Source organism: Amycolatopsis saalfeldensis, assembly GCF_900110575.1.
GTDB classification, from domain to species: domain Bacteria; phylum Actinomycetota; class Actinomycetes; order Mycobacteriales; family Pseudonocardiaceae; genus Amycolatopsis; species Amycolatopsis saalfeldensis.
Genome location: NZ_FOEF01000020.1, coordinates 108086 through 134014 on the forward strand (window position 1 = coordinate 108086; position 25929 = coordinate 134014).

Below are 25929 nucleotides of genomic sequence, written 5' to 3' on the forward strand. Positions count from 1 at the left end.
AGCGGTCACCCCTCGTGCCCTCCGCGTCACGTCGCTACCCGGTGCGGCCGAGCTGGTCGCGGCGTTCAGCGTAGCGGACTGGTCACTCATTCGAGACCACAGAGAGCGGGCGGGATGAAACGCCGGGGGTTCGACGCGGCCAGGCCCACGGGTCACTTCGTGGTTGACGGCTCGCGGCCTGGGGCCTGACGTGGGCGAGCCGCGCATGGATCGCGGGATGCCGGACAAGGGGTCATCGGGCGCGGGTTCGTGCGGGCGGGTGGAGTTGCTCGCGGTGGGCGGGTTTTGTCGGTGGTGGCCGCTATGGTCGTCTCATGACTCGATCGTATGTTCGATACAGGGGGTGGTGATCGTGGTGAGGGTTCGAATGGGCACGTGGTTCACGCTCCGCACGACGGTGCGTGGTCGGCGGGGGCCGTCAGGATAGAGGATGACGCTGATGGGTGACCCTCGGTAGCGTGGGTGCGCTGGTAGCCTCCCCTGTTCACTGTCGGCAGCGTGGGAGGGTCTGGCGTCGCGATGATGAAGAAGACCGTGCGTTTTTACGAGCTCCGTGTGGTGAAGTCGAGCGGCGGCAACGATGAGGTTCTTACCGTGGGTAACGACTTTTGGCAGAAGATGGGCGACCATGTCGACACGTTGACGGCGCAACAACGTCAGATCCAGATCAGGGGCCGTTACGTGCACGGGGAGAGTCGACGTGCTCGGCGGCCGGCTCAACGGTACTTCTACGTCGCGGGGGTGCGGGAGCGCGCCGAGTGGCCCGACGGGTTGAGCAGCGCCACGGGTGTTGTCGGCGACTTGCAGCCGCAGGACCGGAACATGGTGCTGATCGATCCGACCTACATCGTGCCGTTCGGCGGGTCGAACCAGGTGGCGGTGTTGACGATGTCGGCGGCGTCGCCGCGTGTGACGGCGTTGGAGTCGTGGTTCACGGCGGTGCACAAGCCCAATAGCCCGTCGATCACGTACATGCTCGCTCCGGTGATCAACTCGCGGGTGTCTCATCGGCTCGCGGAGGCGGAAGGCGCGACGGTGTTGCGGGTGACGGTCGCGCAGGGTTCGGAGGTTCCCGAAGTCGGCGGCGGCCATATCGGTGAGGCCGCGCGGGCGGCCAAGGCGGTGTCGTCGGAAACCGACATCGAGTTGGGGTGGACGCTGAACCGTCGCACCGGGGGTGAGCACACCACCTCGGCGTTGCTCGATGGCGCGCGGTGGGTTCGGGAGGATTTCGTCAGCAAGGCCGAGGTCAATCTCGTGCTGGCCGAAGGCGACAGTCTCAAGCGTAAGAAGTACGACTTGCTCAAACAGCAGTTCACCGCGATGGAGAAGTTCGATATCCAGAGCGATGAACGGCCGTCGGAGTTCGCGGTGATGACGGGTGTGAACCTCGCGATCGCGTCGTTTCGCAAGGAGTTCAGTAGCTGAGGTGGCCCGGATGCGCGTGGCGCAGCCGAGCGCTAGCACTCTGGGAGGTGTTTGTGGGCTCGCCCGTGTCAACGTTGTTCGACAACCCGTCGCGGCTCGCGAAGAAGTGGCGGGCGCTGATCGATGCTGTGGTGAATCACTCGGTGCTCGTCGCTGTGGGGCTTGCGGGCATCGTCGCGGCCCATGCGGTGTCAACCGTCTTTTGGGGTTGGCTCAACCCGTATAAGAGCTTGGCGATCGACGCCAACACGGGAACGGCGGTCACGCTGTATCTCGGGGCGGCGGCTGCGGCGGCGATCGTGGCCGGCTTCGCCGGGGTGGTGATCGTGTTCACGATCGGGTCGGAGGCTGACCGGATTCAACGATTCCGCGTCAAGTCCGGCAAAACGCTTCAGGTCGCGTGGATGGCCGTGGTGGCCGAGCCGTTCGCGGCGACCTTGTTGGGGGTTGTGGCGGCGATGATCCAAGTGACCTCCGGAAAACACGTCGCGCCCTGGTTTTTCGAGCTGGGGCTCGCGTTCCTTATTCACGGGGCGTTGCTGCTGCTCAAACTCCTGTCCGAGGTCGTGCAAATCGTCCACGCGCAAGACCGGGTGGCCCAGGTCAAGAAGACGGAGGTCCCGACCAGTGAGCTATTCGACTAGCCCACGCACCGTCGTTCGCGGGGTGCGTTGGTGAGAAGCCGCAGGAATTCAGGTGTTTAGTGCTTTGGGGTGATCTCCGGGAGTTTCGCGTCGCATGATGGTTATCGCCGCCATGCTGAGGTTATGAATGATGTTCACAATCGGGGAATGAATGGCGAAGACGGGGACGAGCACTGGCGCGAGTTCACCGAGGAATACCAGGATATTCGGGGGCTGCCGACCTCGCCGGAAGACAATTCTCGTATCGAGCCCGCCCCGGCTCGGGCGGAGCACGATGACCTGGTGGCGATTGCTCTGCGGGCTGTCGAGGCGTTGGAGTTGACCGCTGAAAAGATGGTCGCTTTGGCTACCGTTCTCGGCGAGTTGATGGAAGCTGGCGGCCCGGATAATGCTGCGGCGTATGCGGAGTACCAACGGAAAGCGCTAACGATCGCCGCTGAAATACCGCGTGCGGTCATACGGCAGTGTGCTCAGGAGATCCAGCGCATGCTCGATGAGCGCCGGTTAGCCTTGGACGAGGACTGACAAGCGATGGCGTAGTCGCCGGTTTACCGGTCGGCCCTGGTGTCGCGGGTCCAGATGAAGCTGATGGTGGTCACGGGCCTGATCCAGCCTTCGACGGTGCTGGTGATGGTGGTGATGTCGTGTCCGGTGCGTGTGTGGTGGACGCGGGTCGGCTGGTAGCCGGGAACGGCGATGACGGGTTCGACGTGGCGTATCGCTGAGTCGTAGGTGGTGAAGTCGACGGCTAGGCGGTGGGTGATGGCGGTGATGTCGAGCCGCATTCCGTGGTCGTCGCGGTCGATCAGCGCCTGGTACTCGTAGTCGACGGTGTAGAGCTTGCCGGGTTCTACGGTGGTGGTCGGGGTGACGGTGAAAACGCGTTCGCCGGAGGCGGTGGTGTCGGTGATGGCCTGCGGGACTCCGTTGATGTCGTAGCGCAGCAGGGTGAACACGTCGGGACTGGCGGCGGCGAGTGGGCCGTTGGGCGGGAATATCCGGCCGGTGACCGTGTTCGGGTCGCGTAGTCGGGCGGCGTAGTCTTCGGGGCTGGCGACTGCCCGGAAGTACTGCCTCTCCAGCTCCCCTAGGGGAGCCTCTGTTCGATGCGAGCATCGAACAGAGGCCATATATAAGGACAAGGATTCCGCGTCGTCGATGTCGTGCGGTGTCCATGGGGTGATGGTGATCGAAATGTGTTGGTCGTAGCGCAATCGCCCTTGCGAGTGGGTGACTTGATCGGACAGGTCGCGCACTATGTCGCGGGCGAGGTCGGCGTTGCCGAGACGACGCGTGAGACGATACTGAGTGATTCGATCGAAAGCGTCGTCGGTGACGTGCCGAAACACGGCGGGATCGTCGGCGGCGAGTCCTTCCAGCACGCTGTCGCGCAACTCTGTCGTGAACTCGCGCAGGGAATGTTCGAAGGCTTGACGCTGCTCGTCCAGGGCTTCGCGGTGCTGCTCGGCGGCGACTGACCGATTTCCGTATTCGAAGACGATGCTCACAACGCCGAGACCGAGAAGAGCCAATGCGATGTTGTCGAGCTTGTCGGAGTGGGACACGATCAGAAGAACTGTCCCCAACGCGGTGAAAACTATTGCCGCGATCGTCAGTCGAAGTCGATATATCCGATGAAGAAGTGATTCGACCGTGCCGCGCATGATTTGAAATCATACGCATACTCGAATTGACCGATACGCGGAATACGACATGCGAGAACCCCGGCGCGAGTGGTGGTCGCGTCGGGGTCCTCGTCGTGTGTGGGTGGTGGGTGGCTACTTCTTCGTGCCGCTGCCGCTCTTGCTGCCGGAGCTGATGCCGCTGACGCCCTCGGGGATGTCTTCGTTCGTGTCGATCACGCGGTGGTCCTCCTGTCGTGTGGTGGTGCTCTCGTCCGTCGGGTCGCTGGTGTGCGTCCTGACGCGCCCCGCCGTGGCGGGTAGCAGCAAGGTTAGACGGATATGCATGTGGCTGCGATACGCCAGGCGGATACACATGAGGCGAAGATGCTCTGGATCCGAGTGCATGGGGCGTTTTGACTAGGCCGACCATGACGACACCACCTCCGCGCGACGACGGCCCCACCCTCCGAGAAATGGGCGCGCGGATCCGTGCGCGTCGGGCTGACCTGGGGATTTCGCAGGAACGACTCGCGCTCCGGTCGGGGTTGCACTGGACGTTTGTCGGCCAGGTGGAGCGGGGCCAACGCAACCCGTCGACGACGAACCTGTTGCGGATCGCGTACGGCTTGGGGGTGGACGCGGCTGAGCTGGTCACGGGCCTGCCGGTGCCGTTGATCGAGCAGAAGCCGACCTGGTAGCTCTGCGCGTGTCGGCGCGGGTTACGGGTGTGGTGGCGGGTGGCTGGCTCACTCGGACGGCCTAGCGCTTCAGCGGCTGGTGTCCGGCGAACCGGGTAGCCGTGCCAGTGGGGGCGTGTGGCGTGGTTTGTGGTGACTTTCTGGTCCGTAACGCTCCACGCCGGGTGAGTGATCGGCTACGGTGATACGCGCGGCTGATCGGCCTGACTGGTCATGCCGCGATAGGTCGCGCCGACACGGTGCGGCGTTGGTGGAGGGGCTAGAGGGGACCGGGGCACGGTGACTGATCCAAGCGGGCAAGGCGGCTTCGCGGCGGCGAGTCTGCGCATCCGTCAAGAGTTGGATGCGACAGCCGCGCAGGATGCGACAGCTCTGGCGGCGGGCGGGCGCGCGGGGTTCACGCTGGACCCGCCGCAAGCGAACGCGATGTTGACCGAGGTGAGCAGCATCCTCGACGAGCTGACCGACATCCAGTCACAGACGCGCACTTTGACATCGTTAAAACCGCCCGCTGACGACAACGTGAGCACCGGTTACAACAAGAAGCTCACCAGCAATATCTCGTTGCTCTTCGGTGCGGTGACCCCGTGGACCACGGCTGCCGCGTTCGACGCGGCCGGCGAGCAGATGCAGGCGTTGATTGACTATCTGACGACGTTGCAAGAGAAATTGAACAAGGCGCTCGGTAAGGTTCAGGCGACCGAGCACGATAACAAGGGGGCCGTCGATCAAGCGGTGCCGAAGACTGGGGGGTACATGTGATGGGGCGTCGCTTGGTGGTCACGGTTGTCGCAGGATTCGCTGCGGTGACGATGACGGCATGTTCCGGCGGGAACACCCCAGGGACTCCCAACCCGACCGGAAGCGAGTCCAGTTCCGCTGGAAGCCCGTCGGGGACGTCTTCCGCGTTGCCCTATGCCGGTGCGCCGAAGGTTGCTAATCCGCTGCCCGCGTCCGTGCTGTCCGGCGATCCTTGCACGGACGCGTTGACGCCACAGCAGGTGACTGGCGCGCTGGGTTCGCCGGTGAAGACCAAACAGGACACTATCGGTGGTTTCGGGCCTTTCTGCTCGTGGACCAACACTGACACCACCTCATCCGCCAAAATCACTGTCGCGTATGACACGACCACTCACCAGGGCCTTAGCGGCGCTTATCAAAACTCCAAGCCACAGTCCACAATCTGGCAAGAGATGAGTATTGAGGGCTTCCCCGCCGTGGCGCACGCGTCCGCTCATAACTCCTGTCAGATCTTCGTTGGTCTGGCTGACGACGTGATGATCGACGTCGGTGGTTTCCTCAGTCTGAGCAAGATTGATCAGGTTGATCCGTGTCAGTCGACGCAGAAGGCGGCGAGTGCTGTGGTGACCACGTTGAAGCAGAAGGCCGGGGCGTAGGGCTGTGAGCCTGTGGGACGAGGTTCGGAACGCGGTCGGTCACTTCGCTCATCAGGTGGGGAGCGAGATTGAGCAGGGTGTGCACGCGGCGGCGGCGTGGACCCGTAATTTGATCAGTCCGCAGGGTGGTGCGGTGGCGGTCGTGCCGATTGAGCAGGAGACCCCGAAGATCATGGCCGGCTCCAGCCAGGAGTGGCACACCGGAGCTGACACGGCCAAGGCGTTGGCTGGGCGGACGCGCGGCCTGTCGGATCGGGTGTTGGATGTGGCCAGGACGTTCGAGTCGGCGTGGACGGGCCAGTCGGCGCAGGCGGCGAACGCGCACGTGACGAAGATCGGGCATGTGCTGGATTCGACCAGCGCGACCTTGGATGCCAACTCGGGCAACGTGTCGTCGGTGGCATCGAATTTCGACTACACCAAAAACAGCATGGTCAAGCTGCCGTCGCCGCCCCCTGAAGCGAGTTTCTGGGATAAAGCCGCTCCGTGGGACACCGACACCGAGAACGCGGTGAAGAAGTACAACGCGGACGCGCAGCGCAACCTTGAGGTGTACAAGAGCTACGCGACCGCGACGCAGCAGCAGGGCAGCGCGCTGCAAAGCGACTACGGCGAGCTGGGCACGTTCGACGGCGGCGACATCACCCTGGCCAAGGACCCGGCTGCCCCGCCGGCGGCGCACGGCACGGGCGGACACGGCAACACCCCGCCGCATCAGCAGCACCAGCAGGTGGGCCCGCCGTCGTCGTCGGCCCCTCCCTCCGGTTCGCCATCGGCGTCCGGGCCAGGCGCTGTGTCTGGAGGGCACGACACCAACGGATCCTCCTTCCCGAACGCGGGCGGCGAGGGCACGAGCACGGCGGGCTACGTTCCGCCCGCGACTTCGCCGGGTGGCGGCGGGGGGTCGAATCTGTCGAACCTGCCGTTCGGCTCGATTCCAGGATCGAACACGCCGAACACTGTGGGTCCCTCGCCGTATGCGGTGGGCGGGTTCGGGTATCCCGGTGGCGGCAGCGGTCCGGGGGCCGGCAGCGGTGGTCGGCTGCCTGGCGAATCCGGTCCAGGTAGCGGCGGTCCAGGTAGCGGCCGGCAGACCGGGGCACGCGGCGGCGGTGCGGCTGAGGAGACGGTGCGTGGCGGGCCAGCGGCGTCCGGTCGAGGGGGTGGCCGGTCGACGAGTTCGCCGGGTGGGATGGCGCAGGGCGGGCGCGGCGGCAAGACCGAAGAAGACCGCGAGCATGAACGTAAATACGTGCTGGACGACGACGGCTTGTTCGACGAGGACGGCAAGACGGTCGACCCGGTGACGGGTTTGCCGCCCGTGCCGCCCACCATCGGCGCGTGAGCGGCGCGATGGTCATGCCTGGCGGCGGGTGTGTGTCGGCGGTGTCGAGGGTGGGAGTCGCGCGGTGCGGGTGATCGAGACAGGCGTGGTGGTGCCACGGCTGGCGTTCCTGACCGCCTGGGACATGCTCGACCTGGGTGATCTTCCCGCGATTTTCGGTACCAGCAAACACTTCTGGATGGACGACACTTCACGCCGCCACCTGGAGAAGTCCACACTGGACTGGTTGACGGGGCACGGGCTCGCGCGCGGTGGGCGGGTGAACCCGATGTGGTCGGCGACGCTGCGGGTCATCGCCCACGCGGACGCCGAGTTCTACGGGTGGTCGAACTTCCGCGACGAGTCGCACGGCGCGATTGCTGTGGCGGTGTCGGAGGACTCGGCTGTGCGCGTGCTGGCGGACCGGGACACGGTGACGGTTCAGCCGGTGCCCGTGCGGTGGCCGGCGACCTCTCTGGTGGAGGTGCTGCCGGACATCGCCGGTGCGCCGGTGCGCAGGGTCGCGGTGGCGAAGGATTTCTACGCTGATCCCGACAGCGCGCGTAGCGGTCCGCTCGCGGAGCCGGTGGACACTCGGGAGGTGGAGTACCTGAACGAGGTGTTGCGCCGGCCTCGGGATGGTATGCACCAGCTGTATGTCGCGACCCGTGATAGTGACGGGGATCGGGTGCGCAGTGAGCCGATCAGCGCGATCGACCTGACCGGCTCTGGGCGGGTGCTGACCTATGTCACCGGTGACGATGTGATCGTGATGGCGTCGGGCACGCCCCGCGAAGTCGTGAAAACCTTGAACGACACGGTAAAGTCGTTGGTGTAACTAAAGTTGTAGTTTTCCGATGGCGTTTCGGAGTTGAAGAATCACGCTCTTACCTAGTTTGAGTTCGGTGCCGTTTCCGAACGCGGTGAACGAGATTTCGTAGATTCCATCGCATTCGTCGATATCGACTCGGCAGTTTGTTAGCGTTTGATACGTCTCAACCTCAACGCTGGTGCAGTCGTGTCCGCAGTCGCAGGCCATTACTCACCCCGTCCGTGAGTGGAGCAGAAACTCAGGCAGACCGGGCAGCGCGAATAGCGTTCCAGGTAAGCTTTATCGGCTTGAATTACCGTGACGCCGCAGACGGCGCGGTAGCCGATGTGTAGCCAATTCACGCTGTCATACACGCGTGAACCTTTACTTACTTCCTCCACGTAATGCTGTCGGCGACGAGGGGCACCGATCTGGGACGCCATCCATCGCCCGAAGTGGGCTGAATACTTTGTACGAAGGGGCGTTGCGGTAGCCATGTTTGCCTCCGTTTTCCATGCGGCCACGCATCGAGTCATGCGCGGCCGGCTGTGTAGTGTGAAAAGTGTTGCTTGTATGTGGTCTTGGCTGCCGCGTATCGGGGGATTACTTGCAGCGACAGCCAAGACCTACGGTTACACCTCCGGCAGGTGTAACCGCAGAGGAACCTTGCACGCGCCCCGGTCGCGCGATGCCTTTCCTCAACACCAGCTCAGCTGAGCAACTGCGCTTGCTGGCCGGCTGGCGGCTACATTCCCGAAAAGCGAAACAAAATCGCCTCTGGGAGATAACGGGGCGAAAGAACGAGGTATGTTGCTTTCGGTTACGTTTCTAGCGCCGAGAGCAATGTAATCAAAAACAGCATAAATTCACAACTGAATCTATGCTGTTTACCTCGATTGGGGGAACGGTGGCACAACCATCATTTCGGCGTCGCAGACTAGCGAAAAAGCTACAAGAGCAGCGGGAAAGCGCCGGACTAACCGTTGCGGAAGCGGTGCGGTTAAGCGGGTTCTCCCAGGCAAAGCTTTCGCGGATTGAAACAGGCGCTTATGGAGTCAGTGGCGACGATGTGCACACACTCTGCGAGGCATATGGCGCTGACGAAGAAACCACAGAATCCTTCACGCGCTTAGCGCGACAAGCTAAAGAGAGAAACCTATGGTGGAGGTCCTACTCTGACATTCTGGGTAACGCAAACTACATCGAACTTGAGGCCGACTCGGCCGCCCTTCACGCGTTCACAATCGACATAATCCCCGGCTTGCTTCAAACGTCCGGCTATTACGAGGCCATCATTCGTGCCGACACTCCGTTGGTCAGCAAAGAAACTGTCGCACGCCGAGTCGAGGCAAGACTTGCGCGACAACAACAGATAAAAGATCAGAACGTTAGGGTCTGGGCAATAATTGACGAGCCTGCACTGCTGCGCCCAGTCGGAGGACACGCGGTCATGGCTGACCAAATCGACTACCTGCTAAAAATTGCCGACACTCCCCATGTGTCTTTTCAGGTCTTGCCGCTCACTGCTGGAGCACATCAGAGCATAGGGAAGCCGTTTACTCAGTTTTTCCTTCGAGACGGATTTCGGGTTGTTGGAATCGACAGTCATGACGGAGGCCTCTTCATGGAGGATAACCAAAGGGTGCGGCACTTCGAGGAGGCATGGACCAGTCTCGCGGCGATGGCGCTACCCTTTCCTCACTCGATCGAGGTACTGCGCGCTCGATCAGAAGAGCACAGGAGAAATGCCCATGCACTTAGGAAACCGGCCAAAATGGCAGAAAAGTAGCCGAAGCATCAACGACAACAACTGTGTCGAAATCCTGCGGGACGCGAATTCAGTTCACATCAGAGATTCTCAAGACCCAACCGGTCCAACCTTGTTACTATCCAACCAAAGCTGGGACAGATTCACAGGCCTTGCTTTGGATTTTGCCGATATACATGGGTTTTCTTGGGCGACGGTTGCGCCAGACAAGTCAGCGATCCGATCTTCTCTCCAAACCAGTCACATCGACTGGCATGAATCGTCCAGGTTGGACAGCGCTAGGCTGAAGGATATTCCTCAGCTAGGGTTGGCATATGCAGGCGGCGAACCTTTCGTTGTTGTCCGGCAGGCGTCCGAACCCGAAGGTTTTCTTATCTACACAGTAAACGAGTGGTTGGCGTTCATCGCCGGAATCGAACTTAGAGATTTCGAGCCAGACTTGGCCGCCGCAAACGCGTAGAAGACCACAGGTCGCATGGAAGGCACTCCTTTTCAGTGCTCGACGCGGCGAACTTGACGCTAGCCGGCAAGGGTGGTTGAAAGTAGTAGATCGAACGGGCAGGGCGACGATTGCGTAGAAGTACGGTTCCGCGAAGATAGAGTCGATGTACGACTCCAAAGCTCCCGTACATCTCGATAGATTTCGGGCTGCGTGACCAACCAACACAGTTTTCCTATTCTCGCTCACGGTCTGGCCAATGCCAGCCGGACGGTAGCGGCGGCTCAGTTTCGTCGCGCTGGAGGGTTCTCGCCGTTTGTTCTTGGTTGTCCGCTGCGATGCGGGTGGCGATGTCGGCGACGGTGGGTCGTCCTCGGCGAGTCCGTGCGCGGCGTTTCGCGGTGTAGATGATGACGCCGACCGTGTACGCCCCAGGTGGGGCGAGGATGAGCAGGGCGCAGAGCCAGAGCCGCGCCGTGTCCATGACCGCTCTCCTCCGGATCGCTTGCTCGTTGTGGATGGCCGAGGGGCGCGGTCGCTGCCTGCCTGCGGAGTGGTGTCTCCGGTCGGGCTGGTGGAGCGCTGCCCCTCGGCCGTGGTCGGGTGTCCCGTCGTGGTTGCCGCTCGGGGGAGGCGGGGCACTCGACCGGTGGCCGGAGGTCGGGCGGCCACGACTGCCAGCGTCTGCGGCGGCGGGCGTGTCGGGCGAGGTGTCGCGGGGATTCAACCCGTGGTGATCTGCTCGTCGGCTCGGTGGTGATGGTGTCGGCGGTTGGCCGGCTCACTCGTGTGGCGTAACGGTGTGATAGGTCGGGCATATCGGTCGACCCGAACTTTCCGACTTCTTGTGCTCTACATCGCGTCGTGACGCGTTTACAGTGGGTACGGTGTCCAACTGTTCGCGTATAGCTGTCCACGCGGTGAGGGGAACCGGATGCGCGCCACGATCTACGAGCAGGGGCCTCCCGACCCTGGGGTGTGGGAGGAGCGCCCGATGCGTGAAGCGCTCGCCGCACGGGACATCGCGGCGGTGTTTCGGCTGCTCAAGGCCCACGGAGTCAGTCAGCGTCGGATCGCGTGGCTGACTGGGCAGTCTCAGCCGGAGGTGTCGGACATCGCGCGTGGCCGGGTTGTCATGGCGTACGAGGTGTTGTCGCGGATCGCGACCGGTCTTCAGATTCCGCGCGGCTACATGGGGCTCGCGTACGCCCCTGATGCCGGCTCGGCGGGTCTGGTGCCGGATGGCTCGGGGGCTTCATCCTGGTTGGGCACTGGCGTCGTGGGGGGTGAAGGAGGTTCCGAGGTGGAGCGACGAGCGTTTATCGCCTTGGCCGCGCAGGCCGCGTTGGTGGGAGTGAGCGCGGCGGACTGGGATCGCATCCGCATCCGCCCGAGCGCCCCGGTCACGGTGGGCCAGCTCGGTGTGTCCGATGCCGCCGCGCTGGAGAGCTCCGTGGTGTTCTACCGGGCGCAGGACGACGCCCTCGGCGGTGGCGCGGTCCGCTCCGCGATCACCGGTCATCTGGACTGGGCGACCGGCTTGCTGGATGCGCCCGCCGCCGACGCCGCTGTTCGCGCGCGAGTGATGACCGCCGTGGCGGATCTGCATTCGGTGGCCGGCTGGGCCAGCTTCGACACCGGCGACCACTCCGCCGCGCAACGGCATTTCGCGAACGCGTTGGTGTTGGCCAAGCAGTCCGACCGCTCCGACTTGGCCGCGAAGGTGTTGTTTCAGTCGGGGCGGGTGCTGCTGCACGGCCGGGACGCCATCGCGGCGTTGAAGCTGTTCCAGCTCGGGCAGGCCGCCGCCGACGACGCGCACTGTCCGCGCGCCGCCGCGCTGCTCACGCTCAACGCCGCCTGGGCGTACGCGGAGATGGGCAAGCCGGCGCAGGCTAGCGAGATGCTCGCGCGCGCCGGGGACGCCCTCGCCCGCGAGCAGGACCCGGATCAGGCTCCGTCGTGGCTGGCGTTCATGGGGCACGCGGAGATCGACGGGATCACCGGTATGACGGCCAACGCGCTGGCCGCGCGCGATCGCGGCTACGCCGAGCAGGCGGCTGAGCACGCGACCCGCTCACGCGCCGCTCGGCCCGAGTCCGACGCCCGTTCCCGCACTTCGGATCTGTTGGCGATCGCGGCGAACCTGCTGCGGGCGGGGGACCAGGCGGCCGGGATGACCGCCGCGCGTGAAGCCCTGTCCGCTGTGCGGGCGCTGCACTCGCGGCGTTTGACCGATCGGCTCGGGTGGATCAGTCAGGCCGCGTCCCTGTATCCCCGGAGCGACGATGCGCGGCAGGTGGTCGCCGACATCGCCACCGTGCGAGGCGGTCACGCGCCGGCCGTGTGAGCGTGACGGTGGTGGGCTCGCCGCCCGCCGTGTCGTCGACTTTCCTTGCCTCGCGGCGGGCCTGCACGGTCCGTCCGCTCATGCATCTGCACGACTCGGCGAAAAGGATTATCGACCAACCCTGATTACCTCAGTGGGTAATCGCGCGTGGCCTGATGGGGGAGCTAGTGGGCTGATGGGGTGAGCCGGTCGCGTCGTGGGTCTCACGAACAGATCGCGTAAACGGCTGTCATCGGGGCAATGGCCTCCACGATCCGGTTTTGACGATAATCGGAAGTGGCGCAGGGATTATCCGGGTGATCACACTGGGCGGTGCGAGAAGGTCTAGACAAGGACGGTCAGAAAGAAGGTGCGCCGTGGGATCCCGCCAACGCGAGGAGATCAGAGACATGGCATTGACACCCCTCGGCGCGCCGGCTCGGTCCGTGGTCCCGGCGCTGTGCTCCCGGTCGTGTCGAGGGGAGCGTGGCGGGGTCGTCCGAACAGGCCAACACCACACGAGACGCGCGTCTCGTGTGGTGCTCCGTTGCGGTGATCTGCTGGCCGACTTCGCCCGCTCGGCGCGGTGTGTCGGCTAAGCAGAGTGGTTGGAAGCAGGCAGTTTCTCGCCTTCTCATGGTGCGCGGATCGCGCGGCGGCGAGAACAGGGCGCGGCAGCGAGGCCGCGTCGCGGTGTGGCCGGTTGGCTCGATGACTTCAGTGTGCGAGGAGGGGTGCGGTTGTCCGGCGATGACGAGAAGGCAGACGCTCGCGAGAGCGAGGACCGTCTCCGTGTGGTCGCGGACCGGCTGGCCATCGCGGAGGCCTACGCGCGCCGCCTCATTCGTCGCTGGGAGGCGCTCACTGGGAAGGGAGACGACGACGCGCCTTCTCGGCCGCGCTGAGCCGCTTATCGAACTCGGCGAGAATGTCCATAATGGAGTCGAGTCGGGCGTGGATCGCTTCCAGGGCGTCAGGTTGACTCTCGCCACCGGGTTCGCGTCGCACAAAGGTGCCTCGACCCGCCCACGCGGTGAGGAGCCCTTCGTCGTGCAGGACCGTGAGCGCCCGCTGGACGGTCGCGGGGGCCATGTGGTGGGTTCGCGCGAGTTCGCGGATCGAGGGCAGTTTCTCCCCTTCGGGGTACTCGCCCTTGGCAATGGCGGCGCGCAGGTCGTTCGCCAGCTGGGCAGAGGGCAGCGGCGGATCGTCGGTATGCCAGGCTGGACGCACCATACGTGACAGCTTATCCGCCTCAGCTCGCCTGAGACAAGCTAGTACATCTGACACAACGTCTGACACAAGCCCTCTTGACTGTGCTAGCACACCTGATACATTGAGTGTGTCAGTACATCTAGCACAGGAGGTGTGACGTGCAGAATCTTCCACTCAACCTGGCCGGCTTCCGGCTGCTGGTCACCGAGCAGCCCGCCGCCAAGACGCGCGAAGTCGACGGCAAGAAGGTGCCGGTCACCAACCGCGCCGGTGAGACGCAGTTCGTCGTCGGGGTCTTCCTCAAGCGGCGACCGGTGCCCGGACAGGACCCGGACAAGGGCGAGGACATCCGGATCAACCTGCCCGTCGACCCCGGAGCTGGCTTCGAGCTCGACACCCAGGTGGAACTGATCGACCCGGTGGTCAACGTCTACGAGTTGCGCAACGACGATGGCGTGATCACCCGAACCGGGCAGTGGTACAAGGCGGCCGGCGTGAAGCCGGTGACCTCGCCGTCGAAGACGAAGGACCGTCCAGCAAGTGCCGAGGCTGGATCTCGCTAACACGTTTTCTCTTCATCCGTAACGATTTTCGCTGTTTGACAATTCCACAGTGGATAGATCCATGCCAAAAGCAGGCAGGCCACTTCCTGCGTGGCCGGTTGACGCTTAAGTGTCAACTATCGGCGGGGACGTGCCAAGGTGTTGTCCCGCAAGGGTTCAGCGTACATAAACGGAAGAAAAGTCAATGATGGCAAAGAAATGGAGGATCATATGGGAACGCGCATTGTCACTGAAGATCTCATGGTGGGCGGTCGTGGCGGGCACACGGCGCACCGGGTGGACCGGTGGGTGGTGTCGTGGCTGCCCGACCGCGTGCTCGACCTCACGGCGGCGATCACCGCGATGGTGCTCGGCGACATCTACGCGGAGAATCCGCCCGCCGACTCGCCGCGCTGGCGGCACGCCCGCGACTACGAGCGGGAGCTGGATATCGGCACGAGCTACCGGCCGCCCCGGCGAGCACGCGGCTGCGGGAAAGGAGCCGGCGATGTCTAACCCGGCGACGCGGCGAGACCTGCTGCTCGCGACCCTGGCCGACATCCAGGGCGAAACCGAGCTGTTGGAGGACCGGGTTCGCGAGGTGTCGGAGTCGGTCGCGACTGTCCATTCGGGACTGGCGGTGCACACGACGTCGATCACCGCCTATCTGGTGATGGTCAATCGGAGGCTGTCCGCGCTGCTCGGGTTGGTGCGGGTGATCGGGTCGGAGCGTGGGAGGCGATGGCATAGTGAGTGACCCGCTATATGTCGCGAAAATTGTTGACGCATATCGAAAAACGGCGGCGGCGCTCGGGAGCATCGCCGATCGGTTCGACTCTCACGCCTCGGTCATCGCGACCATGGATGAAGGGCTGGGCTCAGTGGCGCGAGGCTACGCCATCGACCTGTTCGCGCTCAAACGGCGACTGGAAGGCGTGTGCAACGACCTGATGTGGATCACCCAGAAGCGCGAGGCTCTGGGAAAGAAGAGGAGGTGACCTCAGTGGCGACACGGACCGCTGTGCTGGAGATCGCGGAGGACTACCTGCTGACGGCGAAGAAGCTTCGCCGGTTCGGGGACTTCCTGGAGTCGTCGCATCCGATGATGGCGTCGACAAACCGTGTCCTGGCTAACCAGATCCAGAGCTACGGGATCAACCTGCTGCTGCTCTATGTCCGGATCAACACACTCGCCGGACAGCTCGCCGACGAGGTCAACCGCTCGGCCGGGAAACTGGAGGAAGAAGGCGTGTGATGCCTGATCCTTCGCCCCGGCAGCGGGGATGGGAGGTGAAGCTTGTCCTGTGGATGGTGCGGCATCCCGTCATGGTTGCCGTCCCCGCAGTGATTGTGATCGCGGGGCAGCGGTGGGGATGGTCGGCCGTCGCAGTCACGGCGGCCGGCCTGGCCGTGGTGACCGGGTGTTGGTATCGAGGCCATCCGGACACGTTCGACCAATACGCCGGACCGTATCTGCGGGCGTGGTGCCGCCGCTGGTCCAGCTACATCGGACCACGCTGGCGTCACGCCTTGCGGGCGTGCGAACTGTCGATCACTCATCGCAAGACTAGAGAGGAGAAATTCCCCCGTATTACCAGGATTCGATCCTATTCGACCACAGTGGACACTCTGCACCTGCGGATCGTCGCCGGACAGCAGGAGAAGCACTTCGAGGCCAAATCGGCGGAGCTGGCACACGCGCTGCGGGTGCAGCGCGTGTCGGTGGAGGTGGTCAAGCCTGGCGTGATCGGGCTGCACATCCAACGCCGCGAACCGTTCACCAAGATCATCCCCGCCCCCGACATGCCGCAGCAATCGTCCACTGTGGATCTCAAACGGGTATATGTCGGGGAGACCGAGTACGGGCAGGAGTGGCGAATCCCCATACTCGGCGGGCATTTGTTCGTCGCCGGGGCAACCGGGGCCGGCAAGAACAGCATCCCGCTCGCGCTGATGCGGTCACTGGCCCCGTTGATCCGCGACGGCCTGGTCAGGCTGTGGGTGTGCGACCCGAAGCTGTTCGAGTTCGCGTCCGCCACACCGATCTGTTACCGCTACGCCGACACCGCGCAATCCTGCGCGGACCTCATCGCCGACTACCTAGCCGAAATGCAAGCGGTGCAACGAGACTTCGCCGACCGGCGGATCCGGCGGCTGTCGGTGTCGCGGGAGACGCCGATCAACGTGCTGATCGTGGACGAGATGGCCGCGTTGATGGCGTACGGCGACTACGCCATCGCCAAACAGGTACGCGGTCATCTCGCGCTCGTGGGCTCTCAAGGTCGCGCCTCGGGGCACACGATGATCGGCATGGTGCAGGAACCCACCAAAGACACGATCAGCATCCGGGACTTGTTCACCTGGCGCATCTGTCTGCGCCTGACCGCGAGCAACCATGTCGACGGGGTGCTCGGTGAAGACTCCCGCGCGCGGGGAGCCCGCGCCGACGAGATCCCCGATCTCGCCGAAACGGCCGGCATCGGCTACGTGGTCCGGCCTCGCTCCCGGCTGCCGATCCGGGTCCGGGCCGCATATGTCGACGACACGCACATCGCCGAACTCGTCCGGTTCATCACCGAAAGTCCTCAATGGACACACCAGTAGCGTTCCGCCGCTACCTAGTTTGTTTCTGGGGTGGGGTATGGCCGCACGGCCCCGCCCCGCCCCCTTTTGTTCTCATCGCAGGGAGGTTCCTATGTGGACACTCGATGAGCGGATCTCTCACCGGTTGACCGCGCCAGGCTACGCCCAGTGGCGCGCACGGGTCTTCTCGGTGGGTGGGTGCGCTCGCCCCATCACGCTCCACGGCACAACCATCATTCGCGACACCGCGACAGGCTTAGTGCGCCACAGTGTCAGCGGTCGGATCTTCACCCCGTGCGGCAACCGCCGCTCGCGCGTCTGCCCGACGTGCTCGGACCGGTACGCGGGAGACGCCTTCCACATCGTGCGCGCTGGCTTGGCGGGAGGACCCAAGGGTGTTCCCGCGTCGGTGACGGGGCATCCCCGGATGTTCCTGACGCTCACCGCACCCTCTTTCGGCGCGGTGCACAGCAATCGGGGTCTCTCAGCTCGGGGCAGGCGGATTCCGTGCCGCTGCCGCGACCACCACCCCGACGATGATCCTCGGCTCGGCACGCCGATCGATCCCGAGAGCTACGACTATGAAGGCGCGGTGCTGTGGCAGGCCCACGCGGGCATGTTGTGGGCGCGGTTCACCACCCGGCTGCGGCGAGAACTCGCCAAAGCCGGGGGTCTTCGGGTGGGCGACTTCGCCGGTCACGGCCGGCTGAGCTTCGGGAAGGTCGCCGAATTCCAGAAACGGGGCCTGGTTCACTTTCACGCCGTGGTGCGGATCGACGGGCCAGACGGGCCGGCCGATCCTCCGCCTCCGTGGGCCAGCGATGACCTGCTCGACCACGCTGTCCGTTCCGCTGCGGCGGCCGTGGTGCTCACCATCACCAGGCCGGACGGCACCCGGCTTCAGGTGCGGTGGGGCGCGCAGCTCGACATCAGGCGTATCGCGGCGCGAAGCGTGGAAGACGGGGACGGGACGATCAGCGAGCACCGGCTCGCCGCGTATATCGCGAAGTACGCCACGAAAGACACCGGGGCCGCCACGCTCGGAACGGACAGGCCGGTCCGTTCCGAGCGGCACATCGACTATCTGCGGGTGTCGCCGCACCATCGCCGGATCATCGCCACCGCGTGGCGGCTCGGCGGATTAGCTGCCTATGAACGTTTGAATCTGAGGCACTGGGCTCACATGCTCGGGTTTCGCGGGCACTTCCTGACCAAATCCCGTTGCTACAGCACAACGTTCCGCGCTATCCGCGACGATCAGCGCGGCTATCGGCTCGCCGAGTTTCTCGACCGGCTCGGCATCACCGATCCCGGCGAGGTCGCGGTGATCAACGACTGGACTTTCACGGGGGCGGGCTATCGCGACGACGCCGAATCCGAACTCGCGGCCGGCATCGCCGCGCGCATCCGATCCAGACGACATCCCACCTAGGGGAGGAGGGGAATTCCTCATGAGCACATCGACTAACCGGAAGTAAACCGAACGAGCCACCTGCTGGACCTACCAACACCTAGGGAGAACCCGACGATCATGAACACTCAAGGATTGACCTTTGATCAAATCCAAGCCCTACCCGCGATGGTCGATCTGATCACCGCCGCTCGCGCGCTCGGCATCGGGCGCAGCAAGGCCTACGAACTCGCCAAGGGCGAAGAGTTCCCCTGCCGCGTGATCAAGACAGGTGGAACCTACCGCGTCGCCACTGCTGACCTCATGTCAGTACTCGGCATCACACCACCCAACAAGACTGAGTGATCATCACCACAGTGCGAGCATCTCCGGCGACCGTCAGGACCGGGGTGTGGGGTCTCGTTCGACGGTCAAATGACGGTCAAATGATCAAAGGCCGGTTCTCGTGGAGCTGAGAACCGGCCTTTGACCTGGGGTTTTGTGGTGCGCGATACTGGGATTGAACCAGTGACCTCTTCCGTGTCAGGGAAGCGCTCTCCCGCTGAGCTAATCGCGCGAGGTGGAGACGGGATTCGAACCCGTGTACACGGCTTTGCAGGCCGTTGCCTCGCCTCTCGGCCACTCCACCGTGTAAGGCTCGAGAGCCCTCCGAGCGGACGACGGGATTCGAACCCGCGACCCTCACCTTGGCAAGGTGATGCGCTACCAGCTGCGCTACGTCCGCACTCTCCTCGGTTCCGGTTGTCCGGTTCAGGGCCTTTCGGCTCTGCTCCCGACCCCGTCGCCGTGGTGTGAGAGAACCATATCGGACCTCGAAAACCGTCCCGTCACCGGGGGGTCACCTTCCCGTCGCGAGGCTGTGATCAGGCGAGATCGTTCGGGATGAGGTGGGTCAGGGCGTCGTCGACGTCGACCCACAGGTGTTCGTTGCCCGGGAGGACCACGTCGTAGGTGCGGTCGAGGAAGTCGGCCAGTTCCTGGGCCGACGCTTCGAACATGGCGTGGCCGGAGGGGGAGTTGAGTTCGATGAGGACGGACTCGGGGTCTTCGACCGAGGGGCGGATGCGCACGTCCCCGTCGCCGGCGTCGGCCAGGAGGCCGTCGGCGAGGAGGTCGCGGGCGTAGACCCATTCGACCCAGCCGGCGCGGCCGGTGCGGAAGGCGGCGACGACCGCGTACGGGTCGCGAGTGTCGTAGCGCAGCTCGACCTTCACCGGAACCGCCGGGGTTCGCGGCGCCAGCAGGTCGAAGACCGCCGTCGAGCGGAGCGTCACGTGATCGTTGCGCATCGTCCTACCCTTCGTCTCCCTTCCCGGCCCGGACGACCGAGGACGACGATGAGACGCACGAGACCGCCGATCCGGTCGCGAGTGTTCCGGAGATCACCCGTCCGGGGGCAGGCTGCCCCGCTTGTCCGTCGTCGCCCGCGCCGCGCAGTCCTACGCGCGCGCCCACTGGGCGGCCACCCGTACATACTGCGCGGTTCAGCCGCCGCGCGATAGCACCGTCGCACGGATGTCGAACCGGGCCGCGCGCGCCCCTCTGGTGGCATGACCCTGGTTAGCTCGGGGTTGTTCGTTCCGTATCCGCTGGTAGACGGAGTGTGGTCGCGGTGAACCACCCGTTTGCAGGCCCCCGAAAGTCGTGTTGTAGAGTTCTTCTCAACACCGCAAGGGCGATTAGCTCAGGGGGAGAGCGCTTCGTTCACACCGAAGAGGTCACTGGTTCGATCCCAGTATCGCCCACTGCCGCTTGAGGCCCCGGACCACCAGGTCCGGGGCCTCAAGCGTTTTCCGGGTCCGGCTGGGCCGATCCGGTGATCTCCCCAGGTCGGGCCGCAGGCCCGGTCGCCGAGCTTCCCCGGGGCGGGGCTACGGGCCGGTAACAAGAGTCGCCGGCCGGGCCGGCGAGGCGGGTTCCGGGTGCCCGCGGAAGCTCGACGTTTCCGTCGCGATCGTTGCTGTTTTTGTGGTTTCCGAGGTCGGAAACCGCACTGAATGTGATCCTGGCCACTTTTTCGATCATGGCGAGATGAGGGCCACCCGATCGGCCGTACGGACCGCGGGCGCGAGGTGGCGGAAGTGGTAACCGGAGTGGTTCCTTCCGTGCTCGCCGGAGCCGGACGGCCCGCGGGGGCGGCCGCGGAGCGGGGGAGTGACGGCGGTTCCCGGGTTTGACGAAAACCCGCACTCGTGACACGCCCACGGTGAATGTCACCCCACCGGCGAGCGGATTGCCGGGTCCGGCGCGAGGGGGTGTCGAGTCCACAGTGGACGGGCGTGCGGAGGGTGTGTCCACTGTGGAAGCCGCGGCCCGGTTGGGCTGTTCGGGCGGCGGCCGCGCGAAGGTGGGACGGCCGTGGAATTCTGACTACATTCCGTAGCGGTGAGTGGGATACGCCTTATTACGCATCGTCATCATCCCGTTATCAACACGGCATTCATTTGCAGGGAAGACGCCGAGGTTGTGGCTGGAAATCCTTGTAACGATGCCCTGAGAGCGGCCGATACCTTGGCGTGTGTCACTCCTGCGGTGGCTGAATCGGGTAAGGATGACGATCACGTTCAGTGATCATTCTTCTTAACGCAGCGTGTCGCCGGTTGTCCTCGAACCCTCCGGGAGGTCTGATGGAAGAGTCGGTGCGGCCCTCGTCCACGGTCAGTGAACCGCCGCCGCACATCGACCTTCGCGCTATCCCGGAGCCATCGCCCGCGCCCGCCGCGGAATCCGCGGAGCCGGCCACCTCGAAGACGCATCCGGCGGCCTGGGAGAAGCGGTACCGGACCTGGGTGATCGCCAGCGACGTGCTCGCCGCGCTCCTGGTGATCGGCGTGAGCGCGTTTGTCATCGGCCGCGTGGCGCCCCAGGACATGCACGCGTTCGGCACGGCTCTCGCGGTGCTCTGCGCGCTGCCGGTCAGCCGGGCCTGGAGCCAGCGCGTGCTGGGCGAGGGGCCCGAGGAGTACCGGACGCTCGGGCGGGGCCTGATCACCGCCGCCGTCCTGGTGGCGCTCGGCGGGCTGCTCTTCCGGGCGCTCGACGTGCAGCCGTGGGTGTTCATCGTCGTGCCGGTGATCGCGCTTTTCGCGTTCCCCCAACGGTATCTGCTCCGCCAGGTGCTGCACCGCCGGCGACGGCGCGGGCTCTGCCTGCTGCCGGTGATGGCGGCGGGCAGCCCGGCGACGGTGGCCGACCTGATCGCGCGCACGAAGTCCGAGGCCCACGTCGGCTGGCGGGTCGAGGCGGTCTGCACGTTCAGCGGCACCGGCGAGGACCGCGACAGCGGGGAGGTCGACGGCGTCCCGGTGATCGGGCGGCTCGAAGAGCTTTCCCGGCACGTGCGCCGCGGCGGCTACCGCGTCGTCGCCATCACCGCCGACCAGTACTGGACGCCGCAGCGGCTGCAGCGCCTGGCCTGGGACCTGGAGGGCACGTCGGCGGAGATGGTCGTGGCGCCGGTGCTGATGGAGGTGGCCGGGCCGCGGCTGAACGTCACCGGGGTGCTCGGCATGCCGCTGCTGCGGGTCACCGCGCCGATGTTCACCGGCGGCCACCGCTTCGTGAAAGAGGTCGTCGACCGCTGCGGGGCGGCGTTGCTGCTGACGCTGTTCTCGCCGCTGCTGCTGGTGATCGCGCTGGCCGTCAAGCTGGGCGACCACGGGCCGGTCGTGTACAAGCAGCGCCGCATCGGCAAGGACGGCGAGAGCTTCACGATGCTGAAGTTCCGCACCATGGTCCCGGACGCCGACCGGATCCGGCAGCAGCTGGAGCGGGACAACGAGGGCGCCGGACCGCTGTTCAAGATGAAGCGCGACCCTCGTGTCACCCGGGTCGGCGGCCTGCTCCGCCGGTATTCGCTGGACGAGCTGCCGCAGCTGTTCAACGTGCTGGGCGGGCGCATGTCGCTCGTCGGGCCCCGGCCGCCGCTGCCGGAGGAGACGAAGAAGTACGCGCCGGACGCGCGCCGCCGCCTGCTCGTGAAGCCGGGGCTGACCGGGCTGTGGCAGGTCTCCGGCCGCAGCGACCTCACCTGGGCCGAGAGCATCCGGCTCGACCTGCGGTACGTGGAGGACTGGTCGCTCGCGCTCGACCTGCTGATCCTCTGGAAGACCTTCCGTGCCGTCGTCGCCGGCCAGGGCGCCTACTGAGCCGTGCCGCGAGGCCTCCGCGCGGCCGCCGACCTCCGGGCCGGCGGCCGCTTTTTCGTGCCCTGGCGGGGACTGTGGGCCAGGACACGAGCGCCACCGGAAATAGTCAAACGCTCAACAAGGTTGGACGCGGGGAAGGTGAACAGCACGGAAGGAACCCCAGACCGATGACCACATTCGCTGAATCCGCCCAGGAACTGCAGGTGCCCGCCGAGATCCAGGACCTCCTGTTCCGGGAAGCCCGCACGGCCAACAGCTTCAGCGATGAGCCGGTGACCGACGAGCGGGTCCGCGCGATCTACGACCTCGTCAAGTGGGCCCCGACCTCGATGAACACCCAGCCGCTGCGCGCGCTGGTGATCCGCACCGGGGAGGCGCGCCGCCGCCTGCTGCCGCACATGGCCGAGGGCAACCGCGCCAAGACCGGGTCCGCCCCGCTGACCGTCATCCTGGCCGCCGACGTCGACTTCCACGAGAACATCCCGCAGGTGTTCCCGCACAACCCTGGCGTGAAGGACATGTTCGCCGAGGAGTCGGGCCGGGTGGAGTTCTCGAAGCTGAACTCGCTGCTGCAGGTCGGCTACTTCATCATCGGCGTGCGCGCCGCGGGCCTGGCCGCCGGCCCGATGACCGGCTTCGACGCCGCGGGTGTCGACCGGGAGTTCTTCGGCGGCAACAACTGGCGCTCGCTGGTCGTGGTGAACGTCGGCAAGCCCGGCGAGAACCCGTGGTTCGACCGGCTGCCGCGGCTCGAGTTCGACCAGGTCGTCGAGACCCTCTGAACCACCGCCCGGCCCGCGGAGGCCGCCTCGCGCCGGCGAGGCGGCCTCCGCGTGTTTTGCGCCGACGCCTGTCAAGCCGCCGGAGGCCGACGGCTAGCATCGACGAAAGTCATCCTCGTCACGCTGGAAAAGCCACCGCCCGAGAAGGAGCACGATCGTGTCGCATCCGCCGTCAGCCGCCTCAGCACCCGCCCCGCGCGTGGTGGTACCGGCGGGCACTACGGCGGGAGCCGCGGTCCGCGAAGCGGGCCTGCCGACCAAGGGGCCGGACACCGTCGTGGTGGTCCGCGACGCCGAGGGCAAGCTGCGCGACCTCGCCTGGGCCCCGGACGCCGAGGCCCGGGTGGAGGCGGTCGCCGCCAGCACCGAAGACGGCCGCAGCGTCATCCGCCACTCGGCCGCGCACGTGCTCGCCCAGGCCGTGCAGCAGGAGTTCCCGGACGCGAAGCTCGGCATCGGGCCGCCGGTGCGGGACGGCTTCTACTACGACTTCGCGGTCGACAAGCCGTTCACGCCGGAAGACCTGCAGGCGCTCGAGAAGCGGATGAAGCAGATCGTCAAGGGCGCCCAGCAGTTCTCGCGCCGCGTTTTCGACTCGGTCGACGACGCGAAGAAGGAGCTGGCCGACGAGCCGTTCAAGCTGGAGCTGGTCGACCTCAAGTCCGATGTGGACACCAGCGAGGTGATGGAGGTCGGTGGCGGCGAGCTGACCATCTACGACAACCTCGACCCGCGCACCAAGGAGCGCGTGTGGAGCGACCTCTGCCGCGGCCCGCACGTGCCCACCACCAAGTTCATCCCCGCGTTCAAGCTGACCCGGGTGGCCGCCGCGTACTGGCGCGGCAGCGAGAAGAACCCGCAGCTGCAGCGGATCTACGGCACGGCGTGGGAGTCGGGCGAGGCGCAGGACGCCTACCTGGAGCGGATCGCCGAGGCCGAGCGCCGCGACCACCGCCGGCTCGGCGCCGAGCTGGACCTGTTCTCCTTCCCGGAGGAGATCGGCTCGGGCCTGCCGGTGTTCCACCCCAAGGGCGGCATCATCCGCCGGGAGCTGGAGACCTACTCGCGCCGCCGCCACGAGGAGGCCGGCTACGAGTTCGTGAACACCCCGCACATCAGCAAGGGCGAGCTGTTCCACACCTCGGGCCACCTGCCGTACTACGCGGACACCATGTTCCCGCCGGTCAAGTTCGACGACGAGGACTACTACCTCAAGGCCATGAACTGCCCGATGCACAACCTGATCTACCGCTCGCGCGGCCGGTCCTACCGGGAGCTGCCGCTGCGGCTGTTCGAGTTCGGCACCGTGTACCGGTACGAGAAGTCGGGTGTGGTGCACGGCCTCACCCGCGTGCGCGGCCTGACCATGGACGACTCGCACATCTACTGCACCAAGGAGCAGATGCCGGGCGAGCTGCGGTCGCTGCTCAAGTTCGTGCTCGACCTGCTGGCCGACTACGGCCTTTCGGACTTCTACCTCGAGCTGTCCACGCGCGGCGACTCGGAGAAGTTCATCGGCGAGGACTGGGAGTGGGAGGAGGCCACCGAGACGCTGCGGCAGGCCGCCGTGGACTCCGGCCTCGAGCTCGTGCCGGACCCGGGCGGCGCGGCGTTCTACGGCCCGAAGATCTCCGTGCAGGCCAAGGACGCGATCGGCCGCACCTGGCAGATGTCCACGATCCAGCTGGACTTCAACCAGAACAAGCGGTTCGAGCTGGAGTACACCGCCCCGGACGGCTCGCGCCAGCGGCCGGTGATGATCCACCGCGCGCTGTTCGGCTCGATCGAACGGTTCTTCGGCGTGCTGACCGAGCACTACGCGGGCGCGTTCCCGGCGTGGCTCTCGCCGGTGCAGGTGGTCGGCATCCCGATCACCGCCGACCAGGTCGAGTTCCTCCAGGGCGTGGAGAAGGCGTTGCGCGCCAAGGGAATCCGCGTGGAGACCGACGCGAGCGACGACCGCATGCAGAAGAAGATCCGCACGCACACCACGCAGAAGGTGCCGTTCATGCTGCTGGCCGGCGCCAAGGACGCGGAGGCGGGCGCGGTGTCGTTCCGGTTCCGCGACGGCGGCCAGATCAACGGGGTCGCGGTGGACACGGCGGTCGAGGCGATCGCCGAATGGGTGTCCCGCCGCGAGAACGCTTCGCCGAGCACCGAGGCCGTGGAGGCGATCCTGCGGTGAGCGACCCGGACGGCCCGGAGCTCGTCGAGCAGGACGGAGCGGGGGTCCCGGACGCGCTGCAGCGCCTGTGGACCCCGCACCGGATGGCCTACATCAAGGGCCAGGACAAGCCGGACGACGGCGAGGCGGACGGCTGCCCGTTCTGCCGCATCCCGGGCCTCGACGACGAGACGGCGCTGGTGCTGGCGCGCGGCGAAACGGTGTACGCGCTGCTGAACCTGTACCCGTACAACCCCGGTCACCTGATGGTGGTGCCGTACCGGCACGTGGCGGACTACCCCGAGCTGACCGCCGACGAGACCCGTGAGCTGGCCGAGTTCACCCAGCACGCGATGCGGGTGGTGCGCGTGGTCTCGGCGGCGCACGGGTTCAACATCGGCATGAACCAGGGCGTGATCGCCGGCGCGGGCATCGCGGCTCACCTGCACCAGCACGTGGTGCCGCGCTGGGGCGGGGACGCGAACTTCATGCCGGTGATCGGGCACACGAAGGTGCTGCCGCAACTGCTGGGCGAGACCCGGAAGCTGCTCGCCGACGCCTGGTGACCCCCGGCTCCGCCACTCACGAGCAGGTAATTGAGTCCTCAATCAGGGGTAGGAT

General features: G+C 65.5%; 28 protein-coding genes and 4 tRNA genes. 25 read left to right on the forward strand and 7 right to left on the reverse strand.

All coding sequences use genetic code 11. From position 1 onward, the window contains the following. The first annotated feature begins 522 nt into the window (after positions 1-522). From BMY97_RS34900 to BMY97_RS34910, 3 genes are all read left to right on the forward strand, one after another. A complete protein-coding gene (locus BMY97_RS34900; RefSeq protein ID WP_143086368.1) occupies positions 523-1428 on the forward strand; it encodes a hypothetical protein in 906 nt (301 codons plus the stop codon). Between the two features lie 53 nt (positions 1429-1481). Beyond that, positions 1482-2072, forward strand: coding sequence for a hypothetical protein (locus BMY97_RS34905; protein WP_143086369.1), 591 nt, complete (start codon positions 1482-1484; stop codon positions 2070-2072). A 147-nt stretch (positions 2073-2219) separates the two neighbouring features. Next, on the forward strand, positions 2220-2597 hold the full coding sequence (locus tag BMY97_RS34910) for a hypothetical protein (RefSeq protein WP_091625673.1): 378 nt from the start codon (positions 2220-2222) through the stop codon (positions 2595-2597). 23 nt (positions 2598-2620) lie between these two features. Here the strand turns inward: BMY97_RS34910 and BMY97_RS46390 are convergent, their stop codons facing one another. Both BMY97_RS46390 and BMY97_RS34925 read right to left on the reverse strand, forming a co-directional pair. Next, positions 2621-3736 carry a hypothetical protein gene (locus tag BMY97_RS46390; protein WP_143086370.1) on the reverse strand — a complete coding sequence of 372 codons (1116 nt, stop codon included), beginning with the start codon at positions 3734-3736 and terminating at the stop codon, positions 2621-2623. 114 nt (positions 3737-3850) lie between these two features. Continuing rightward, positions 3851-4042 (reverse strand): hypothetical protein, encoded by a 192-nt coding sequence (locus BMY97_RS34925; protein WP_143086371.1) that lies wholly within the window; start codon positions 4040-4042, stop codon positions 3851-3853. A gap of 128 nt (positions 4043-4170) precedes the next feature. On the opposite strand from BMY97_RS34925, the gene BMY97_RS34930 reads away from it, so the two are divergent. The 9 genes from BMY97_RS34930 to BMY97_RS34970 all read left to right on the forward strand — a co-directional run bounded on the left by BMY97_RS34930 (position 4171) and on the right by BMY97_RS34970 (position 12484). Beyond that, positions 4171-4395 carry a helix-turn-helix domain-containing protein gene (locus tag BMY97_RS34930; RefSeq protein ID WP_245787656.1) on the forward strand — a complete coding sequence of 75 codons (225 nt, stop codon included), beginning with the start codon at positions 4171-4173 and terminating at the stop codon, positions 4393-4395. 279 nt (positions 4396-4674) lie between these two features. Further along, positions 4675-5157 carry a hypothetical protein gene (locus tag BMY97_RS34935; protein ID WP_091625687.1) on the forward strand — a complete coding sequence of 161 codons (483 nt, stop codon included), beginning with the start codon at positions 4675-4677 and terminating at the stop codon, positions 5155-5157. A gap of 50 nt (positions 5158-5207) precedes the next feature. Next, positions 5208-5792 (forward strand): DUF3558 domain-containing protein, encoded by a 585-nt coding sequence (locus tag BMY97_RS34940; protein ID WP_245787666.1) that lies wholly within the window; start codon positions 5208-5210, stop codon positions 5790-5792. A 4-nt stretch (positions 5793-5796) separates the two neighbouring features. Further along, entirely contained in the window at positions 5797-7137 is a 1341-nt protein-coding gene (locus BMY97_RS34945) for a hypothetical protein (protein WP_143086373.1), read from the forward strand. Positions 7138-7201: 64 nt separating this feature from the next. Then, positions 7202-7954, forward strand: coding sequence for an ESX secretion-associated protein EspG (locus BMY97_RS34950; RefSeq protein WP_091625695.1), 753 nt, complete (start codon positions 7202-7204; stop codon positions 7952-7954). A gap of 853 nt (positions 7955-8807) precedes the next feature. Beyond that, positions 8808-9716, forward strand: a complete 909-nt coding sequence (locus BMY97_RS34955) for a helix-turn-helix domain-containing protein (RefSeq protein WP_091625929.1) — start codon at positions 8808-8810, stop codon at positions 9714-9716. Beyond that, on the forward strand, positions 9679-10155 hold the full coding sequence (locus tag BMY97_RS34960) for a DUF397 domain-containing protein (RefSeq protein WP_091625932.1): 477 nt from the start codon (positions 9679-9681) through the stop codon (positions 10153-10155). The genes BMY97_RS34955 and BMY97_RS34960 overlap by 38 nt, the downstream gene beginning before the upstream one ends. Before the next feature lie 72 nt (positions 10156-10227). Then, positions 10228-10335, forward strand: coding sequence for a DUF397 domain-containing protein (locus BMY97_RS49690; protein WP_091625698.1), 108 nt, complete (start codon positions 10228-10230; stop codon positions 10333-10335). 793 nt (positions 10336-11128) lie between these two features. Then, positions 11129-12484, forward strand: coding sequence for a helix-turn-helix domain-containing protein (locus BMY97_RS34970; RefSeq protein ID WP_177231684.1), 1356 nt, complete (start codon positions 11129-11131; stop codon positions 12482-12484). Positions 12485-13324: 840 nt separating this feature from the next. Here BMY97_RS34970 and BMY97_RS34975 read toward each other — a convergent pair. Next, entirely contained in the window at positions 13325-13699 is a 375-nt protein-coding gene (locus tag BMY97_RS34975) for a GntR family transcriptional regulator (RefSeq protein ID WP_091625703.1), read from the reverse strand. A 137-nt stretch (positions 13700-13836) separates the two neighbouring features. Here BMY97_RS34975 and BMY97_RS34980 point away from each other — a divergent pair, with 137 nt between their 5' ends. From BMY97_RS34980 to BMY97_RS35015, 8 genes are all read left to right on the forward strand, one after another. After that, positions 13837-14241 (forward strand): hypothetical protein, encoded by a 405-nt coding sequence (locus BMY97_RS34980; protein WP_091625706.1) that lies wholly within the window; start codon positions 13837-13839, stop codon positions 14239-14241. 210 nt (positions 14242-14451) lie between these two features. After that, positions 14452-14736: a hypothetical protein gene (locus tag BMY97_RS34985; protein WP_143086374.1), complete on the forward strand. Its 285-nt coding sequence runs from the start codon at positions 14452-14454 to the stop codon at positions 14734-14736. Beyond that, complete coding sequence (locus BMY97_RS34990) at positions 14729-14977, forward strand: hypothetical protein (RefSeq protein WP_091625711.1); 249 nt, start codon at positions 14729-14731, stop codon at positions 14975-14977. The genes BMY97_RS34985 and BMY97_RS34990 overlap by 8 nt, the downstream gene beginning before the upstream one ends. Beyond that, positions 14970-15218 (forward strand): hypothetical protein, encoded by a 249-nt coding sequence (locus BMY97_RS34995; RefSeq protein ID WP_091625712.1) that lies wholly within the window; start codon positions 14970-14972, stop codon positions 15216-15218. The genes BMY97_RS34990 and BMY97_RS34995 overlap by 8 nt, the downstream gene beginning before the upstream one ends. Before the next feature lie 5 nt (positions 15219-15223). Then, positions 15224-15475, forward strand: a complete 252-nt coding sequence (locus BMY97_RS35000) for a hypothetical protein (RefSeq protein WP_143086375.1) — start codon at positions 15224-15226, stop codon at positions 15473-15475. Positions 15476-15510: 35 nt separating this feature from the next. After that, the gene (locus BMY97_RS35005; RefSeq protein ID WP_245787657.1) at positions 15511-16824 is read left to right on the forward strand and encodes an FtsK/SpoIIIE domain-containing protein; all 1314 of its coding nucleotides are present in this window, start codon (positions 15511-15513) and stop codon (positions 16822-16824) included. A 91-nt stretch (positions 16825-16915) separates the two neighbouring features. Next, positions 16916-18235: a replication initiator gene (locus BMY97_RS35010; protein ID WP_091625718.1), complete on the forward strand. Its 1320-nt coding sequence runs from the start codon at positions 16916-16918 to the stop codon at positions 18233-18235. Between the two features lie 99 nt (positions 18236-18334). Beyond that, positions 18335-18559, forward strand: a complete 225-nt coding sequence (locus BMY97_RS35015) for a helix-turn-helix domain-containing protein (RefSeq protein WP_091625721.1) — start codon at positions 18335-18337, stop codon at positions 18557-18559. Between the two features lie 136 nt (positions 18560-18695). On the opposite strand, the gene BMY97_RS35020 is transcribed toward BMY97_RS35015, so the two are convergent. The 4 genes from BMY97_RS35020 to BMY97_RS35035 form a co-directional block, all read right to left on the reverse strand. Next, positions 18696-18770: transfer RNA gene (locus BMY97_RS35020), tRNA-Val, on the reverse strand. Position 18771: 1 nt separating this feature from the next. Beyond that, positions 18772-18842: transfer RNA gene (locus BMY97_RS35025), tRNA-Cys, on the reverse strand. A 23-nt stretch (positions 18843-18865) separates the two neighbouring features. Next, positions 18866-18938, reverse strand: a tRNA-Gly gene (locus BMY97_RS35030). Positions 18939-19077: 139 nt separating this feature from the next. After that, positions 19078-19503 carry an SsgA family sporulation/cell division regulator gene (locus BMY97_RS35035; RefSeq protein WP_005159130.1) on the reverse strand — a complete coding sequence of 142 codons (426 nt, stop codon included), beginning with the start codon at positions 19501-19503 and terminating at the stop codon, positions 19078-19080. Between the two features lie 384 nt (positions 19504-19887). Here BMY97_RS35035 and BMY97_RS35040 point away from each other — a divergent pair. The 5 genes from BMY97_RS35040 to BMY97_RS35060 all read left to right on the forward strand — a co-directional run bounded on the left by BMY97_RS35040 (position 19888) and on the right by BMY97_RS35060 (position 25874). Continuing rightward, positions 19888-19959 (forward strand) — tRNA-Val (locus tag BMY97_RS35040). Positions 19960-20841: 882 nt separating this feature from the next. Then, a complete protein-coding gene (locus tag BMY97_RS35045) occupies positions 20842-22362 on the forward strand; it encodes a sugar transferase (RefSeq protein WP_177231685.1) in 1521 nt (506 codons plus the stop codon). A 167-nt stretch (positions 22363-22529) separates the two neighbouring features. Continuing rightward, a complete protein-coding gene (locus BMY97_RS35050) occupies positions 22530-23144 on the forward strand; it encodes a malonic semialdehyde reductase (protein WP_091625724.1) in 615 nt (204 codons plus the stop codon). A gap of 157 nt (positions 23145-23301) precedes the next feature. Further along, positions 23302-25329: a threonine--tRNA ligase gene (gene thrS, locus BMY97_RS35055; protein ID WP_091625727.1), complete on the forward strand. Its 2028-nt coding sequence runs from the start codon at positions 23302-23304 to the stop codon at positions 25327-25329. After that, positions 25326-25874: an HIT family protein gene (locus BMY97_RS35060; RefSeq protein WP_245787658.1), complete on the forward strand. Its 549-nt coding sequence runs from the start codon at positions 25326-25328 to the stop codon at positions 25872-25874. The genes thrS and BMY97_RS35060 overlap by 4 nt, the downstream gene beginning before the upstream one ends. Positions 25875-25929 lie beyond the last annotated feature (55 nt).

Excerpts from the sequence above, each read along its gene's own strand:
- BMY97_RS34900 (WP_143086368.1), top strand. The coding sequence starts at position 523 with ATGAAGAAGACCGTGCGTTTTTACGAGCTCCGTGTGGTGAAGTCGAGC.
- BMY97_RS34910 (WP_091625673.1), top strand. The coding sequence starts at position 2,220 with ATGAATGGCGAAGACGGGGACGAGCACTGGCGCGAGTTCACCGAGGAA.
- BMY97_RS46390 (WP_143086370.1), bottom strand. The coding sequence starts at position 3,736 with ATGCGCGGCACGGTCGAATCACTTCTTCATCGGATATATCGACTTCGA.
- BMY97_RS34925 (WP_143086371.1), bottom strand. The coding sequence starts at position 4,042 with ATGCATATCCGTCTAACCTTGCTGCTACCCGCCACGGCGGGGCGCGTC.
- BMY97_RS34930 (WP_245787656.1), top strand. The coding sequence starts at position 4,171 with ATGGGCGCGCGGATCCGTGCGCGTCGGGCTGACCTGGGGATTTCGCAG.
- BMY97_RS34940 (WP_245787666.1), top strand. The coding sequence starts at position 5,208 with ATGACGGCATGTTCCGGCGGGAACACCCCAGGGACTCCCAACCCGACC.
- BMY97_RS34955 (WP_091625929.1), top strand. The coding sequence starts at position 8,808 with ATGCTGTTTACCTCGATTGGGGGAACGGTGGCACAACCATCATTTCGG.
- BMY97_RS34960 (WP_091625932.1), top strand. The coding sequence starts at position 9,679 with ATGCACTTAGGAAACCGGCCAAAATGGCAGAAAAGTAGCCGAAGCATC.
- BMY97_RS34970 (WP_177231684.1), top strand. The coding sequence starts at position 11,129 with ATGCGTGAAGCGCTCGCCGCACGGGACATCGCGGCGGTGTTTCGGCTG.
- BMY97_RS34975 (WP_091625703.1), bottom strand. The coding sequence starts at position 13,699 with ATGGTGCGTCCAGCCTGGCATACCGACGATCCGCCGCTGCCCTCTGCC.
- BMY97_RS34985 (WP_143086374.1), top strand. The coding sequence starts at position 14,452 with ATGGGAACGCGCATTGTCACTGAAGATCTCATGGTGGGCGGTCGTGGC.
- BMY97_RS34990 (WP_091625711.1), top strand. The coding sequence starts at position 14,729 with ATGTCTAACCCGGCGACGCGGCGAGACCTGCTGCTCGCGACCCTGGCC.
- BMY97_RS35010 (WP_091625718.1), top strand. The coding sequence starts at position 16,916 with ATGTGGACACTCGATGAGCGGATCTCTCACCGGTTGACCGCGCCAGGC.
- BMY97_RS35015 (WP_091625721.1), top strand. The coding sequence starts at position 18,335 with ATGAACACTCAAGGATTGACCTTTGATCAAATCCAAGCCCTACCCGCG.
- BMY97_RS35035 (WP_005159130.1), bottom strand. The coding sequence starts at position 19,503 with ATGCGCAACGATCACGTGACGCTCCGCTCGACGGCGGTCTTCGACCTG.
- BMY97_RS35045 (WP_177231685.1), top strand. The coding sequence starts at position 20,842 with ATGGAAGAGTCGGTGCGGCCCTCGTCCACGGTCAGTGAACCGCCGCCG.
- BMY97_RS35050 (WP_091625724.1), top strand. The coding sequence starts at position 22,530 with ATGACCACATTCGCTGAATCCGCCCAGGAACTGCAGGTGCCCGCCGAG.